Here is a 16,199-nt window from a genome sequence, read left to right on the forward strand (position 1 = left end):
GTACTGGCCCGCCTGGCCCCGGTTGTCCATCAGCAGGTGCGCGTACCCGGCCACCGGCCAGGTCAGCCGTTCGTGGGGAAGGCCGCGACCGCGACCGTAGCCGGCGTACTCGACCACGGCCGGCAGCGGCTGCCGCACCCCCGCCGGGCGGGTGTACCAGGCGCGTACGGGGTCACCGCCGAAACCGGCGAACGTGACGTCCCAGGAGTCGAGCAGCGGCAGGTCGGTGGGCTCGGGACGGACGTCGACGAGCACCGGCGCGGTGGCCGCCTCGGCGAGCGTGTCCCGCCAGAACTCGTCGAAGTCGGCGGGCTCGGCGACCTCGGGCGCGTAGCGCTGAAGCTCGTCGACGGTGTTGGCGCAGTGGGGCACGGGTCCTCGCAGGGGCCGGGGTCAGTGCGGGTGTGTCGGTGGCGCGGTGCTCTCCCGGACGACCAGCTCGGTCACCAGGTCGATCCGGCTGGTCGCCGGCTCGTTCCCTCTCGTCAGGTCGAGCAGCATCTGGGTGGCGATGCCGGCCATGTCGCGCAACGGCTGGTTGATCGTGGTGAGGGCCGGGTCGGTCCAGGCGGAGAGCGGCAGGTTGTCGTAGCCGATCACCGAAAGGTCCTCGGGCACCCGCAGGCCGCACTGGCGGGCGGCCCGGAGCACCCCCATGGCCTGGATGTCCGACCCGGCGAAGATCGCCGTGGGCCGGTCCGGCCGCTGGAGCAGTTGCAGCCCGTGCGCGTGCCCGGCTCCGGCGGAGAAACTGCCGTAGCGGATCAGCTCGCGGTCGAGCACCAGCCCGGCTTCCTCGTGGGCCGACTGGAAGCCGGCGGCGCGGGCGCGGCTGCACAGCACCTCGGGTGGGCCGGAGATGACGGCGATCCGGCGGTGCCCCAGATCCAGCAGGTGCCGAGCGGCGAGCAGGCCGCCGTTCCAGTTGTTCGACCCGACGGTGGGCACGGAGGCCGAGGTCGCGCTGTCGGTGTCGACGACGACGAACGGTATGCCCTGCCGACGCAGGTGCTGCTGTTGCGCCTCGGCCAGGTGGGAGAGGACGAACACCACACCCAGCGGGCGGTCGGCGAGTAACGCCTCCAGCCAGCGTGCCGGCGGTCGGTGCGCGCCGTCGAGTTGGGCGAGCGTCTGCCCGATGCCGGCGGCGGAGGTCACCGCCTCGACGCCCCGCAGGATCTCCATCGCCCAGCCCGTGTCGAACTCGTGGAAGACGAGGCCCACCCGACCGCCGCTGGTCGCGTGTCGCCGGGCGCGGCGCTGGTACTGGTGGCGGTCGAGGCTCGCCTCCACCCGGGCTCTGGTGCCGGGGGCGACGTCGCCGCGTCCGTTGAGGACCTTGGAAACGGTCGCGACCGAGACGCCGACATCGTTGGCGATGGTCGCGATGGTGGTGGAGGCGGGTGGGCCGAGCGGGCGGTGCTCTGTCATCGCAGCCCCATACAACATCCGAAAGTTTCGGCCGACCTTAACATGATGCGACATTCACGCCAGTCGGTCTCGCCGTCGGCGTGCCCATTGGTGGGTCGTCGCGCGGCCCGTCGACGACGGAACGCCGATCTCAGGGTCACCGTGTGCAGGAAACAATGCCTGGTGGTCCGATTGAGACTCTTGACAGGCATCGATGGGGCACTTAGGTTGCCGAAAAGGTTGCGCAGGTTTCCGGAAAGTTTCGGATCGTGAAGTTTCGGATCGGGGCTGTTCCCCAGTCGGCATAGGAGGTCGTGGATGACATCCACCCTGCGGCCACCGCCGCCGGCGCCGCCGCGCTCACCGCAGGAGGCGCGCAGTCCTGCTCCGCGCCCACCGCGACGTGGCCGAAGCTGGCGGCAGGCACTGCGCCGGGACTGGCAGCTCTACTCCCTCGCCATTCTGCCGCTGCTGTTCTTCCTGGTCTTTCGGTATCTGCCGATGCTCGGCAACATAATCGCCTTCCGCCGGTTCAAGCCGGGCGGCAGCATCTTCGGTGAGTACTGGGTCGGGCTGCGCTACTTCCGGATGTTCCTCACCGACCCGACGTTCTGGGAGGTGTTCACCAACACCCTGGTGCTCGGGGCACTGACCCTGCTGTTCTGCTTTCCGCTGCCCATCGTGCTGGCGCTGCTGCTCAACGAGGTCCGGGCCCGCCGTTTCAAGCGGTTCGTCCAGTCCGTCTCCTACCTGCCGCACTTCCTGTCGATCGTGATCGTGGCCGCGATGGTCATGCAGCTGACCTCGATCGAGGGCACGGCCAACCAACTCGTCAGTCTGTTCGGCGGCGACCCGGTGGCATTCCTGCAGAAACCGGAGTGGTTCCGCACCATCTACGTCTCGTCCGAGGTCTGGCAGACGGTCGGCTGGGGCACGATCCTCTACCTCGCCGCCCTCACCACCATCGACGAGGACCTGTACGAGGCAGCCCGGATCGACGGCGCGGGCCGGCTGCGCCAAACCTGGCACATCACGTTGCCCGGCATCCGCCCGACGATGATGACCCTACTGATCCTCAACATCGGCAGCTTCCTGGCCGTCGGGTTCGAGAAGATCCTGCTGCTCTACAACCCGTTGACGTACCCGACCGCCGACGTGGTCTCCACCTATCTGTTCCGGATGGGCTTCCAGTCGAGCAACTTCAGCTACGCGGCGGCCATCGGTCTCTTCGAGGCGGTGATCGGGCTGATCCTCGTCCTGTCGGCGAACGTCATCTCCCGTCGCACGGTGGGGACGAGCCTGTGGTGACCTTCGGTACGAAGATCGACGCCCCGAAGACCCGCGGGCCGGACGACAGCCGGGGTTACCGGATCTTCCGCGTCGTCAACACGGTGGTCCTGCTCGGCGTCGTGGTCGTGACGCTGTACCCGTTCCTCAACATCGTGGCCCGCTCGCTCAGCGAAGAGGCGTACATCATCGCCGGCAAGGTGAGCGTCGTCCCGCGTGGGTTCGACCTGACCGCGTACAAGCTGGTGATGTCGGACTCGCTGTTCTGGACGAACTACCGCAACACGGTGGTGTACACGGTGGTCGCCACGCTCATCTCCATCGTGCTGACCACCTGTTACGCGTACGTGCTGTCGAAGCCGCAGCTCAAGGGGCGCGGAGTGCTCGTCGGGGTCGCGCTGTTCACCATGTTCTTCTCCGGTGGCCTGATTCCCAACTACGTGCTGGTCAGCAGCCTGGGGATGAAGAACACCATCTGGGCCGTGGTGGTCCCCAACGCCATCAGCGTGTTCAACCTGCTGGTGATGAAGGCGTTCTTCGAGAGTCTGCCGACCGAGTTGGAGGAGGCCGCGGCGGTCGACGGGCTGAACACGTACGGCATCCTGCTGCGGATCGTGCTGCCGCTGTCGAAGGCGATCATCGCGACGATGGTGCTCTTCTACGCGGTCTCCTTCTGGAACTCGTGGTTCACCGCGTTCCTCTACATGGACCAGCAGGATCTGCTGCCGGTCACCGTCTACCTGCGCAACCTCATCGCGGGCGCCACCGACGCACAGCAGTCCGGCGCTGCCGACGCCGACGTTGTGCAGGCCGCGGCCACCCTCCAGGCCGTGACGATCGTGCTCACCACAGTGCCGATCCTGGCGGTCTACCCCTTCGTCCAGCGGTACTTCGTCCGCGGCGTGATGCTCGGCGCGGTCAAGGGATGACGCCGAATGTCGCACCGCGGCACCTCCGAACCCACCATCGAAAGGACGAGCCATGCTCCACAAGACGTGGCGCCGCGTGGCGGTAGCCACCGCGGGTCTGCTCGCGCTCTCCCTTACCACCGCCTGTTCCGAGGACCCCGGTGAGTCGACGGACCTCTCCGGGAACCGGGTCGGCGCGATGGCCGACTACGGCGTCGGCGACCAGTTCAAGGCCAGCGAGGCGCTCTCGTTCTCCACCCTCTACAACAACCACACGTTCTACCCGCTCAAGGAGGACTGGCTGTTCTGGTCCGAGTTGACGAAGCGGACCAACGTCACCATCGAACCGGTGGCCGTGCCGCTGAGCGACTACGAGCAGAAACGCAGCCTGCTGATCGGCGCCGGGGACGCGCCGCTGATCATCCCGAAGACGTACCACCCGCAGGAGAACGCGTTCGTGGCCTCCGGGGCGATCCTTCCGGTGAGCGACTACCTGGACCTGATGCCCAACCTCAAGGACAAGATCGCCAAGTGGAACCTCAAGCCGGAGATCGACAACCTGCGGCAGGCCGACGGTAAGTTCTACCTGCTGCCCGGGCTGCACGAGAAGCCCACGCAGGACTACACGGTGCTGGTGCGCACCGACATCATGCAGGAACTCAACCTGCCGACGCCGAAGACCTGGGACGACCTGTACGCCGTACTCAAGGCGATGAAGGCGAAGTACCCGAACGTCTACCCGTACTCCGACCTCTTCAGCAAGCCGAACCCGACCGGCGCGTTGCTGAACATCCTCGGCTCGGCCCACGGCACCCAGGCGGGCTGGGACTACCAGCACGCCACCTGGGACCCGGCGGCGAAGAAGTTCACCTACACCGGAGCGTCCGAGCAGTACAAGCAGATGGTCACCTTCCTGCACAAGCTCGTCGCCGAGGGCCTGCTCGACCCGGAGAGCTTCACCCAGACCGACGACCAGGCCCGGCAGAAGCTCGCCAACGGCAAGTCCTTCGTGGTCACCGGAAACGCGCAGACGCTGGTCAACAACCACCGGCCCGACCTGGCCAAGACCCTGCCGAACGCGAAGATGGCCAAGATCCCGCTGCCGGTCGGCCCGGCCGGCGAGGTCAACCCGTTCCCCCGGCTGGAGAACGGCATCATGATCTCCACGAAGGCCCGGGAGAGCAAGAACTTCGTGGCCATGATGCAGTTCATCGACTGGTTGTGGTACTCGGACGCCGGCCTGGAGTTCGCCCGCTGGGGCGTCGAGGGCACCACCTTCACCAAGGACGCCTCCGGGAAGCGCACGCTCAACCCTGGCGTCGACTTCCTCGGCCTCAACCCGAAGGCGCCCAAGCACCTGCAGAAGGACTTCGGCTTCCAGAACGGCGTCTTCGCCTACGGCGGCAGCCCCGACCTGGTCCGCGGGTTCTTCTCCCCGGAGGAGCTGGAGTTCCAGAAGGTGATGGACGCGCGTGCCCCGCGGATGGTGCCTCCGCCGGCCCCGTTGACCGACGAGGAGCGCGAGCAGGTGTCGCTCTGGGAGACGCCGCTGAAGGACTTCGTCACCCAGAACACGCTGAAGTTCGCCCTCGGCCAGCGGCCGCTCGCCGAGTGGGACGCGTACGTGGCGGAGCTGAAGGCCAAGAACTCCGACCAGTACATCGAGCTGGTCAACAAGGCGTACGAGCGGTTCCAGAAGAACAACGGCTGATCAGCGAGGTCCGGGTCGGGCGGCCAGTCGCGGCCCGACCGGACCTCGTCGTGAGCACCGGTCGGACGATCAGAGGAAACGACAGTGAGTGGCGCGGCCCAGACCTGGCGACAGTTCGGCGACGGACCACTGTCGCGGATCACCTCACGCGTCTACATCCTGCTCGTGGTCGAACTGCTCCTGCTGCTCACCACAGCGCCCGGCCTGCTCCCGTTGCTGCTGCTGGACCGCGACCCCAGCAACCTGCCGCTGGTCGCGCTCCTCCTGGTACCTGTCGGTCCGGCCCTCTCCGCCGCCCTGTACGTCCTGCGCCACCAGCGAACCGACCTGACCGACCTGCGCCCGGCCGCGGTGTTCTGGCGCGGCTACCGAGCGAACGCGTTCGGGGTGCTGCGCATCTGGGTGCCGACGCTGCTGTGGTTGGCCGTGCTCGCCCTGAACCTCGCCTACCGGGACGCGGTCGGCCTGGCGACCTGGTGGACGGTGCCGTTGGTGCTGATCGCGGTGGCGGTGACACTCGGCGCGGCCAACGCCCTGGTGATCACCTCGCTGTTCGACTTCCGCACCCGGGACGTGCTCCGACTGGCGGTGCACTTCCTCGTGCGTACCCCGGCGGTCACCGTCGGGAACGTCCTGCTGCTGGCCGCGGCGGCCGGGGTCACCGCGGTCCTCTCCGAGGCGGTGCTGACGCTGCTCGCGTCGATCGCCGCCCTGGCGTTCCTGCGCGTCAGCGAGCCGATGATCCACCTGATTCGGAAGGAGTTCACGACATGAGCCTGCCCCTGAGCGCCACGGTGCCCTTCGGGGGCGACGACAACCCGCGACAGGAGACCGAACCGCCGTCGGCGCTCGCCACCCCGCGACTGCCGGCGTACCGGGTCGTCGTGCTGGAGGGAGACCGGTGAACGCCGAAGAGTCAGTGGACCTGGAGCAGTTGATGTTCGTCGACGAGCCGATGGATGGTGACGGGCCGCGGGTCCACCCGGCCTGGTTGCCCCCGGAGGCGTTCCGGTCGCTCGGTGCGCGCCGCGTCCTCCTGCACGGCGAGGGGTTGCTCGTCGACACCGTCCTCGACGAGGTCTCACGGGCCTGCGCGCGCTACGGCGGGCTGGTGTGGCACTCCCCGTCCTGGGACGTCGACGTCGACCTGGTGCTCGCCCTGCGCGACGCCGCTGAGCTGCCCAACCCGTCGGTCGAGGCGGCCCGTGCCGCCGGTGAGGCGGCGCTGGTCGAGCTGGGCGACGGCGAGACGCTCGGCGACGAGGGTTTCGTGTTGGCGCGGGCCGGTGACGTGACGGTGGTGCTGGCCGACGCGCCGGCCGGCCTGCTGTACGGGCTCTTCCACGTGGTCCGGCTCTGCGCGGCGGCCTTCGACCCGGCCCGCCCGCCGGAGTGGCACCGGCCGGCGCTGCGCCGGCGGATGCTGAACCACTGGGACAACGTCGCTGTGCACCCGGTGATGGGCCAGGTCGAACGGGGGTACGCCGGCGGTTCGATCTTCTGGCGGGACGGCCGTTCGCGCGGCGACCTGGACCGGGTGCGGGAGTACGCGCGGCTGTTGGCGTCCTGCGGGGTCAACGCGATCTCGGTGAACAACGTCAACGTGGCCCGCACCGAGGCGCTGCTGCTCACCGAACGGCTCGGTGACGTGGCCGAGATCGCGGACGTGCTGCGCCGCTACGGCATCCGGGTGCACCTGTCGGTCAGCTTCGCCGCGCCGGTGCTCCTCGGTGGCCTGTCGACCGCCGACCCCCTCGACGAAAACGTGCGGGTCTGGTGGGCCGCGACCACCCGGCGGGTGTACGAGCGCATCCCGGACTTCGGCGGTTACCTGGTGAAGGCCGACTCGGAGGGACAACCGGGCCCGTTCACGTACGGCCGTGACCACGCCGACGGCGCGAACCTGCTGGCCGAGGCGCTCGCCCCGCACGGGGGAGTGGTGCACTGGCGGGCGTTCGTCTACAACCACCACCAGGACTGGCGGGACCGGTCCACCGACCGGGCGCGGGCCGCCTACGATCACTTCGCCCCGCTCGACGGGCGCTTCCGCACCAACGTGGTCGTCCAGGTGAAGTTCGGTCCGGTGGACTTCCAGACGCGGGAGCCGATCTCACCGGTGCTCGCCGCGATGCCGGCGACCCGGTTGGCGGTGGAGTTGCAGGTCACCCAGGAGTACTCGGGCCAGCAGCGGCACGTCTGCCACCTCGGCCCGTGGTGGAGTGAGGTGCTCAGCTTCGCCCCCTGGGGGCCCGGCGGGCGGACGATCGCCGACGTGGTCACCGGGGAGGCGGGGGCGGGCGGCGGGATGGTCGCCGTCGCCAACGTCGGCGACGACCCGTTCTGGACCGGGCATCCGTTGGCGCAGGCCAACCTGTACACGTTCGGCCGGCTGGCCTGGGACCCGCGGCGGGACCCGACGGCGATCCTCGACGAGTGGATCACGCTGACCTTCCCGCCGTCGGCGACCGCCGACGCGGAGCTGGTGCGGCGTACCCTGCACGAGATCATGGACGACTCGTGGCGCACCTACGAGCGCTACACCGCCCCGCTGGGCGTCGGCTTCATGGTCAACCCCGGCGACCACTACGGCCCCGGCGTCGACGGGTACGAGTACACGCGGTGGGGCACCTACCACTTCGCCGACCGCGACGGCGTCGGCGTGGACCGCAGCCGCGCGTCGGGCACCGGTTTCACCGGCCAGTACCCGCCGTACTGGGCGCAGGTGTACGAGTCACCCGAGAGCTGCCCCGACGAGCTGTTGCTCTTCTTCCACCACGTGCCGTACGGGCATGTGCTGCACAGCGGCTCGACGGTCATCCAGCACATCTACGACACCCACTTCGCGGGGGTGGAGGAGGTGACGGCGATGCGGCGACGGTGGCAGCGGCTCAACGGCATGATCGACCCGAGCGTGTACGAGCGGGTCGCCGAACGCCTGGAGGAGCAGGTGCGGTGTGCCACCGAGTGGCGCGACCAGATCAACACGTACTTCTTCCGCAAGTCCGGGGTGCCGGACGAGCGAGGGCGGGACATCTACTGAGCGGCGACCGACGGCCCGACCACCCGGTCGGGCCGTCGGTCACCTCGCGCTCACCGGGGTCTGCGCGTACCGATAATGTCCCGGTAATTTCTCGCGACCTGTAGTCGCTGATCATGCCGGTCGATACCGGTGGTAGCGCAGGTGGCCGCCGGAACCGTTGCGGCGAAAGGTTTCCGGAAGTCTTGACAATCGAACGTGCTCGATTGAAGCTGACATGGTCACGCGAGCCGCGGTCAAGGTCGGGCGAAGGGCAGTCCTCGACTCAAGTCCCCTTCCACGCGCCTTTTTTCGCAAGGGATCGCGACGATGACACTCAAGACGAGAATGCTCGGCGTCGTCATGGCTGCCGTGACGTTGGCCGCCGCCGCGCTGACGCTCGCCACCCCCGCGTCGGCGGCGACGCTCACGCAGGTGATCAACTTCGGCACCAACCCCACCAACCTGCAGATGCACCTGTACGTCCCGGACCGGGTGGCGACCCGACCGGCGATTCTCCTGGCGATGCACTACTGCACCGGGACGGGCCCCGCGTTCCACTCGGGCACGCAGTACGCATCCCTGGCGGACCGGTACGGGTTCATCGTGATCTACCCGTCGGCAACCCGCAGCAGCAAGTGCTGGGACGTCTACTCGCCGCAGGCGTTGCGCCGTGGCGGCGGCAGCGACCCGGTCGGGCTGATGTCCATGGTCGACTACGTGAAGCAGCGCTACTCCGCCGACCCCGCGCGGATCTTCGCCACCGGCACCTCGTCCGGCGCGATGATGACCAACGTCATGCTGGGTGACTACCCGGACGTGTTCGCGGCGGGCGCCTCGTTCGCCGGGGTGCCGTTCGCCTGTTTCGCCACCGGCGGCACCTCGGAGTGGAACAGCCAGTGCGCGAACGGGCAACTCATCCGGACCGCGCAGCAGTGGGGTGACCTGATCCGGGAGGCGTACCCCGGCTACACCGGACAGCGACCCCGGATGCAGATCTGGCACGGCACCAACGATGAGACGCTGCGCTACCCGAACTTCGGTGAGCAGGTCAAGCAGTGGACCAACGTGCACGGGCTGAGCCAGACCCCGACGTACACCGACTCCCCGCAGTCCGGCTACACCCGCACCCGGTACGGCAGCAGCGGCCCGATGGCGCCGGTCGAGGCGATCAGCATGCAGGGTGTCACGCACAACCTTCCGGTCGACGCCGCGCAGGTGATCCGCTTCTTCGGGCTGGACGGGACCGCACCGCCGACCACTCCGCCCCCGACCACTCCGCCCCCCACCACCCCACCCCCGACCACAACGCCGCCGACGACCCCGCCGCCGAGCGAGGGTGCCTGCCGGGTCGGCTACACGGTCAACGCCTGGAACAACGGCCTCACCGCGAGTGTGGCCATCACCAACACCGGCACCACCGCCGTGAACGGCTGGGCGCTGACCTTCACCCTGCCCAGCGGGCAGCGCATCACCGGCGGCTGGAACGCCCAGTACGCGCCGACGAGCGGTGCGGTGACCGCCCGCAACGTCTCCTACAACGGCACCATCGCCCCGAACGCGTCGGTCGAGATCGGCTTCCAGGCCACGCATGAGGGCGGCACCGGCAAGCCCGCTTCGTTCGCACTCAACGGTGCCGCCTGTTCGGTGTCCTGATTTCCCCTTCCACCCCACCACCCGAGAAGGAGTCACACGATGAGAAATGCGAGATGGAAGGCGGCATCGAGAGCCGCCATCGCGCTGACCAGCGCGGGGGCCCTCGCCGCCGGTATGGCGCTGTTCATGACCGCGCCGGCCGCCGCCGGTACGACGCTCGGCGCGTCGGCCGCGGAGAAGGGGCGGTATTTCGGTACGGCGGTGGCGGCGAACAAGTTGTCTGATAGTGCGTACACGACGATTTTGAACCGTGAGTTCAATTCGGTGACGCCTGAGAATGAGATGAAGATCGACGCGACGGAGCCGCAGCAGGGTCGGTTCAGTTACGGTGCCGCGGATCAGATTGTCAGTCATGCGCGGTCTCGGGGTATGAGCGTGCGGGGTCACACGTTGGCGTGGCATTCGCAGCAGCCGGGTTGGATGCAGAGCATGAGTGGTAGTGCGTTGCGGCAGGCGATGCTCAATCATGTGACGCAGGTGGCGACGCACTTCCGGGGTCAGGTGGTGGCGTGGGATGTGGTGAACGAGGCGTTCGCCGATGGTAGTTCGGGTGCGCGTCGTGACTCGAATTTGCAGCGTACGGGCAATGACTGGATCGAGGCGGCGTTCCGGGCGGCGGACGCGGCGGATCCGAACGCGAAGTTGTGCTACAACGACTACAACACCGACAACTGGACGCACGCGAAGACGCAGGCCGTGTACAACATGGTGCGCGACTTCAAGTCGCGTGGTGTGCCGATCGACTGTGTCGGGTTCCAGTCGCACTTCAACAACGACTCGCCCTACAACAGCAACTACCGCACCACGCTGTCGAGCTTCGCGGCTCTCGGTGTCGACGTGCAGGTGACCGAGCTGGACATCCAGGGCGCACCGGCGAACACCTACCGCGCTGTGGTGGAGGACTGCCTGGCCGTGGCCCGGTGCAACGGCGTCACGGTGTGGGGCATCCGGGACAGTGACTCGTGGCGGGCGTCGCAGACCCCGTTGCTGTTCAACAACAGTGGTCAGAAGAAGGCAGCGTACGACGCCGTCCTCGCGGCGTTGAACAACGGCACCACGCCGACCGATCCGCCGACGAACCCGCCCACGACTCCGCCGACCAACCCGCCCGGCGGCAGCTGCACCGCGACCCTGCAGGACGGCACCCGGTGGGGCGACCGGTTCAACAGCACGGTCACCGTCAGCGGCGCGAGCAGCTGGACCGTCGTGGTCGCCGTCACCTCGCCCCAGAAGATCTCCAGCACCTGGAACGGCAGCCCGACCTGGGACAGCAGCGGGAACGTCATGACCATGCGGTCGAACGGCAGCGGCAACTCCTTCGGCTTCACCACAATGGCCAACGGCAACTGGAACCGCCCGGTGGTCCAGTCCTGCACCGCCTCCTGACCAGCGGCGCACCCTGATGGGGCGGCGACGGAATCCGTCGCCGCCCCATCAGCCGGTCCGATCACTTTCCGACCGCTGGCCGAGCAGCCGCCCGGCGTCGCCGCGGCCGAGAGGCGCAGGCCCAGACTTTGTCGATCCGGTCGTTCGAGGTACGCGCTGACAGCGTCGACGAATCCGAGAAAACGATCATGTGCGTCGCTGAATAAAGACCCCCCCGTCTATTCAGGACCGTGTGACGCCCCCCGATCCCAGGACGGTCACCAGTGTTGTCGGTAACAACGCCGATGCCGTTTCTGGCGCGCGTCACACCGCCCTCCCCGTTCTCCTCCGTGCCGCCGATCGCGTTGCCTGTCGAAGGCGCCCACACACCTCGTCGTACGATGGCTGCTATCTGACAGTCACCGATCGGCGATCACGAAACTAGATATAGTCCCCCATGGATTGTTTGCCAATCATGTCGTGAGACTGACAAACAACTCTTCGACGGGGGACAACGTGGGTAGACCTGAGCGGCCGCTCGACCCGGAGGCGGGTGAGCTGGAGCGATTCGCGCTCGACCTGCGGAAACTGCGGGCGAAGGCGGGGACGCCGACGTACCGCCAACTGGCCAGACGGGCCCACTTCTCGGTGACCACCCTGGCGAAGGCGGCCAGCGGCGAGACCGTGCCGAGCCTTCAGGTGACACTCGCGTACGTGGCCGCGTGCGACGGCGATCTGGCCGAGTGGACCGAGCGGTGGCACAGTTTGATCGCCAGCGTGGCGTCCGCCGAGACGACGGAGGTCAGCCGGGGGCCGTACTGGGGAATGGCGGCCTTTCAGCCGGAGGACTCAGAATGGTTCTTCGGACGCGAGCGCATGGTGGCTCAACTGTGTGAAATGCTCACCCGTCTGCGGTTCGTCGCTGTTTTCGCCCCGTCTGGTGCGGGCAAATCATCACTGCTCCGCGCCGGCCTGCTGGCGGCAGTGGCGGAGAATCCCGGGAAGGGCCAGCCCGCCTGGGCCACTGTGCTGATGACCCCCGGCGAACACCCGGTCGAGGAACTCGCGACTCAGCTCGTGAATGGACAGGACCTGGCGCGCGGCACGGTCCAGAGCGAGCTGATCGAGGATCCGGCGAACATCCGCGCGACGATCGAGCGGATTCTCGACTCCCGTCCGTCGGTCGCACACCTGCTCATCGTGGTGGACCAGTTCGAGGAGCTCTTCACGCTCTGCCGCGACGAGGAGGAGCGATCGGGCTTCATCGCGGCGCTGCTCGCCGCGGCGGATCTTCCCAGGGCGCGTGTGGTGCTGGGGGTGCGGGCCGACTTCTATGGTCGGTGCGCGGCCTACCCGGCCCTGGTGGCGGCCCTGCACGAGCACCAACTGTTGGTCGGCCCGATGGACGACGAGGATCTGCGCCGGACGATCACCGGCCCGGCCGAGCGGGCCGGGTTGCAGGTGGATCCGGCGCTGGTGGAGATGGCCGTGGCCGACGTCGGCGGTCAGACGGGGGCACTGCCGCTGCTGTCCCACGCGCTGCTGGAAACGTCACGCCTGCGCCAGGGCAAGCGGATCACGCTGGCCCACTATCGCGAGTCGGGCGGCGTGAACGGTGCCATCACCCGGACCGCCGAAGGGGTGTACGCGCAGTTCGACGAGGGGCAGCGCGGGCTGGCCCGGGACATCTTCCTGCGGCTGACCGCCCTCGGTGACGGCACCGAGGACACCCGACGTCGGGCCCCCCTCGCCGAGCTGGTGGGCGGCGCCGACCCGTTGGCCGCGGCCGGGGTGCTGGGTCGGTTGACGGCCGCGCGCCTGGTCACCGCGGACGAGAAGGGCGTCATGGTGGCCCACGAGGCCCTGATCCAGGAGTGGCCCCGGCTGCGCCGCTGGCTGACCGAAGATCGGGAGCTGTTGCGGTCCCACCGCAGGCTGACGGAGGCCGCCGCCGAGTGGCATCGGCATCACCGCGCCGACGGGTTCCTGTACCGGGGGGTTCAGTTGGCGCTCTGGGGAGCCCACCGGGTGCTGGACCTCAGTGACCTGGAACGGGACTTTCTGGAGGCCAGCCGGGCCCGGGAGGCCCGGCGCCGTTCGGCCCGACGGCGGCGGACCCGGGTGGCACTGACCGGGCTCGCGGCAATCGTTGTGGTGGTGAGCGTCCTCGCGGCGGTGGCTCTGGTGCAGGCGAACCGGGCGGCGGCCGAACGGGACCTCGCTGTTGCTCGGCAGCTGACGGTCGAGGCCGGCAACCAACTGCAGATCGATCCGCGACAGGCCCAACGGCTCGCCAAGCGCGCGCTGACCGTACGCCCGACTCTCGACGCTGAGATGGTGCTCCGCCAGGCGGCCGTCAACGACCGGCTCCAGGCGATCGTGCCGATGAGCAGCAAGAAGGCCCTGGGCGTGGCGTTCAGTCCGGACGGGCAGCGGGTGGCTGCCACCGGGACGGACGGCGAGGTGCGGGTGTGGACCTGGACCGGGCGCGGCGTCTCCGGGCCGGGCCTGGCTCTCCCCGGCGGACCCGACGGGCAGCTCTGGAGCCCGGTGTTCAGCCCGGACGGGAAGCGGCTGGTCACCGCCGGCTCGGACGGTACGGTCCGGATCTGGCAGGTCGACGCGACCGCTGGGCCGATCGTCCTGCGCGGGCACGAGGGCCCGGTGTGGGGCGTGGCGTTCAGCCCCGATGGACGGCTGGTTGCCAGTGCCGGCGAGGACACCACCGTCCGGGTCTGGGATGCCCGCGGCGGCGCTCGACCGGTGGTGCTGCGGGGGCACACCAAGGTCGCTGTGGGTGTGGCGTTCAGCCCGGACGGGCGGCAGTTGGCCAGCAGCGGCCACGACGCGACGGTGCGGCTCTGGGATCTGGCCGACCGATCCGCCGCAACGACGCTGACCGGGCCGCGCACGGCCACCAGGACACTGGTGTTCAGCCGCGACGGCAGCCGCCTGGCCTGCTCCAGCAGCGATGGTACGGCGTGGGTGTGGTCGCTGACCGGGTCGACCGCTCCGGTGGTGTTGCGGGGGCATGAGGGCACAGTGGAAGGGCTCGCGCTGAGCCCGGACGAACAGTGGATCGCGACCACCAGCGACGACCTGACCGTGCGGATCTGGAACGCCGACGGCGCTGGCGACCCGCTGGTGCTGCGCGGTCACACCAACCGGGTCTGGGCGGTGGCGTTCAGTCCGGACGGATCGCGGCTGGTGACCGCCGCCGACGACGGCACGGTGCGGGTCTGGGACCCGGGCAGCGAACGGGTGATCCTGCGCGGCCACGACAAGGCCTCCTGGTCCGCCGCGTTCACCCCGGACGGGCAGCGGGTGGTCAGCGGCGGCGAGGACGGCACGGTGCGGGTCTGGAACCTGGCCGCGCCCGACGAGCCTCGGCTGCTCGGCCGCCACGACGGCGACGTCTACGGCCTCACGGTCAGCCCGGACGGCACGCGGGTGGCAACCGGCGGCAGCGACGGGACGGTACGGGTGTGGGACCTTGCCGGCAGAGACGATCCGGTGGTGCTGCGCGGGCACGAGAAACAGGCGTGGACCGCCGACTTCAGCCCTGACGGCCGTCGCCTGGCCAGTGTCAGCAACGACCGGAGCCTGCGCATCTGGGACCTGACCGGCCAGCGCGGCCCGGTGGTCCATCGGGTCGCCGAGGAGATCCGGTACGCCGCCTTCAGCCCCGACGGCACGAAGGTCGCCACCGCCGGCGCGGAGGGCACCCTGCGGATCTGGGACGCCCTCGGCGCGGCCGACCCGCTGCTCCTTCCCGGTCACGAAGGGCTGGTCTGGGCCGTGGCCTTCAGCCCGGACGGAGAACGGGTCGTCAGCGCCGGCTTCGACGGCACAGTGCAGATCCACTCCATCACCAGCGGCGTCGCGCCGATGGTGTTGCGAGGCCACGAGGGCCCCGTCTGGCACGTGTCGTTCAGCCCGGACGGGCGGTGGGTGCTCAGCGCCGGCAAGGACGGCACCGCCCGCCTGTGGCGCGCGTCGGAGACCGCGCAGTCGGTGACCTTCGACGGGTTCGGGGCGTCCGTGGAGACCGTGGACTTCAGCCCGGACGGCGAGCGGCTCGTCTCGACCCACGACGACGGCACCGTACGCGTCTGGCCCTGCCGTGCGTGTGCTCCGGTCCAGCGCCTGCTGGAGCCGTGAGCAGCACACTCACGGTGTCGGTGCGCGCCGTGGCGTCCGGTCGACGAGCGGATGTGCCCGGCGGTACCGGGCTGGGCGCAACACCGAGCCCAGCCAGCGCAGCTGACGCCGGACGTGTACGGCCTCGCCGCCCTCGTGACCGTTGAACGGGTAGACGTGCATCTCGCGTTCGGGTGGGACCGGCCTGCCGTTCGCGGCGCCGTAGTGGTTGTAGGCGGCGAAGGCCGTTCGCGGTGGGCAGACGGTGTCGCGCCGGCCGACCCCGAAATGCGCCGGGGCCGTCGCTCGGCGGGCGAAGCTCACGCCGTCGACGTAGGACAGCGTGCGCCAGACCGCCTCCTCGGCCTCCCGGTGCACGGCCAGGTACCGGGCGATCTCGCCGTACGGCGCGAGATCGGTGAGCGCGACGCTGCGACGCATGTCGCACAGGAACGGGGCGGTGGTCAGCACCGCGCTGAGGTCGTCGACGAGACCGGCCACCGCCAGGGCGAGGCCGCCACCCTGGCTGTTGCCGACCACGCTGACCTGGTCGCCGTCGACCCCGGGCAGCGCCCGGACCGCCGCGACCGCCCGGACCGCGTCGGTGATCAGGCGGCGGTAGTGGTAGGTCCGCGGATCGAGGACCCCCCAGGTGACCGGCGCGGGCCCGCCGGGCGCGCCGTGCGGGTCGGGGGTGTCCCCGGCG

Annotated in this window: 12 protein-coding genes; 9 read left to right on the forward strand and 3 right to left on the reverse strand. The window is 69.3% G+C overall.

Annotated elements, in window-relative coordinates:
* Together KBX53_RS04295 and KBX53_RS04300 are read right to left on the reverse strand one after the other, a co-directional pair.
* Positions 1-372: acetylxylan esterase (locus tag KBX53_RS04295; RefSeq protein ID WP_210857870.1), on the reverse strand; the 372-nt coding region annotated here is incomplete at its 3' end.
* Between the two features lie 21 nt (positions 373-393).
* Positions 394-1,431: a LacI family DNA-binding transcriptional regulator gene (locus KBX53_RS04300; RefSeq protein WP_210857871.1), complete on the reverse strand. Its 1,038-nt coding sequence runs from the start codon at positions 1,429-1,431 to the stop codon at positions 394-396.
* Positions 1,432-1,728: 297 nt separating this feature from the next.
* On the opposite strand from KBX53_RS04300, the gene KBX53_RS04305 reads away from it, so the two are divergent.
* The 9 genes from KBX53_RS04305 (at position 1,729) to KBX53_RS04340 (ending at position 15,514) form a co-directional block, all read left to right on the forward strand.
* Complete coding sequence (locus KBX53_RS04305; protein WP_030338250.1) at positions 1,729-2,718, forward strand: sugar ABC transporter permease; 990 nt, start codon at positions 1,729-1,731, stop codon at positions 2,716-2,718.
* Positions 2,715-3,626, forward strand: a complete 912-nt coding sequence (locus KBX53_RS04310) for a carbohydrate ABC transporter permease (RefSeq protein ID WP_309140707.1) — start codon at positions 2,715-2,717, stop codon at positions 3,624-3,626. The genes KBX53_RS04305 and KBX53_RS04310 overlap by 4 nt, the downstream gene beginning before the upstream one ends.
* A gap of 52 nt (positions 3,627-3,678) precedes the next feature.
* Positions 3,679-5,316: an extracellular solute-binding protein gene (locus KBX53_RS04315; RefSeq protein WP_210857873.1), complete on the forward strand. Its 1,638-nt coding sequence runs from the start codon at positions 3,679-3,681 to the stop codon at positions 5,314-5,316.
* Positions 5,317-5,400: 84 nt separating this feature from the next.
* Positions 5,401-6,090 carry a DUF624 domain-containing protein gene (locus KBX53_RS04320; protein WP_210857874.1) on the forward strand — a complete coding sequence of 230 codons (690 nt, stop codon included), beginning with the start codon at positions 5,401-5,403 and terminating at the stop codon, positions 6,088-6,090.
* Complete coding sequence (locus KBX53_RS36820; RefSeq protein ID WP_256443313.1) at positions 6,087-6,221, forward strand: hypothetical protein; 135 nt, start codon at positions 6,087-6,089, stop codon at positions 6,219-6,221. The genes KBX53_RS04320 and KBX53_RS36820 overlap by 4 nt, the downstream gene beginning before the upstream one ends.
* Positions 6,218-8,356 (forward strand): alpha-glucuronidase, encoded by a 2,139-nt coding sequence (locus KBX53_RS04325; RefSeq protein WP_309140708.1) that lies wholly within the window; start codon positions 6,218-6,220, stop codon positions 8,354-8,356. Before KBX53_RS36820 ends, KBX53_RS04325 begins: the two co-directional genes overlap by 4 nt.
* 306 nt (positions 8,357-8,662) lie before the next feature.
* The gene (locus KBX53_RS04330) at positions 8,663-9,988 is read left to right on the forward strand and encodes a PHB depolymerase family esterase (RefSeq protein ID WP_210857875.1); all 1,326 of its coding nucleotides are present in this window, start codon (positions 8,663-8,665) and stop codon (positions 9,986-9,988) included.
* A gap of 114 nt (positions 9,989-10,102) precedes the next feature.
* The gene (locus KBX53_RS04335; RefSeq protein ID WP_247675094.1) at positions 10,103-11,374 is read left to right on the forward strand and encodes an endo-1,4-beta-xylanase; all 1,272 of its coding nucleotides are present in this window, start codon (positions 10,103-10,105) and stop codon (positions 11,372-11,374) included.
* Between the two features lie 459 nt (positions 11,375-11,833).
* Entirely contained in the window at positions 11,834-15,514 is a 3,681-nt protein-coding gene (locus KBX53_RS04340; RefSeq protein ID WP_210857877.1) for a hypothetical protein, read from the forward strand.
* A 9-nt stretch (positions 15,515-15,523) separates the two neighbouring features.
* Here the strand turns inward: KBX53_RS04340 and KBX53_RS04345 are convergent.
* The coding region (locus tag KBX53_RS04345) for an acetylxylan esterase (protein WP_210857878.1) at positions 15,524-16,199 on the reverse strand (676 nt) is incomplete at its 5' end.

It is taken from the genome of Micromonospora sp. M51, assembly GCF_018070305.1.
Classification (GTDB): Bacteria; Actinomycetota; Actinomycetes; order Mycobacteriales; family Micromonosporaceae; genus Micromonospora; species Micromonospora parva.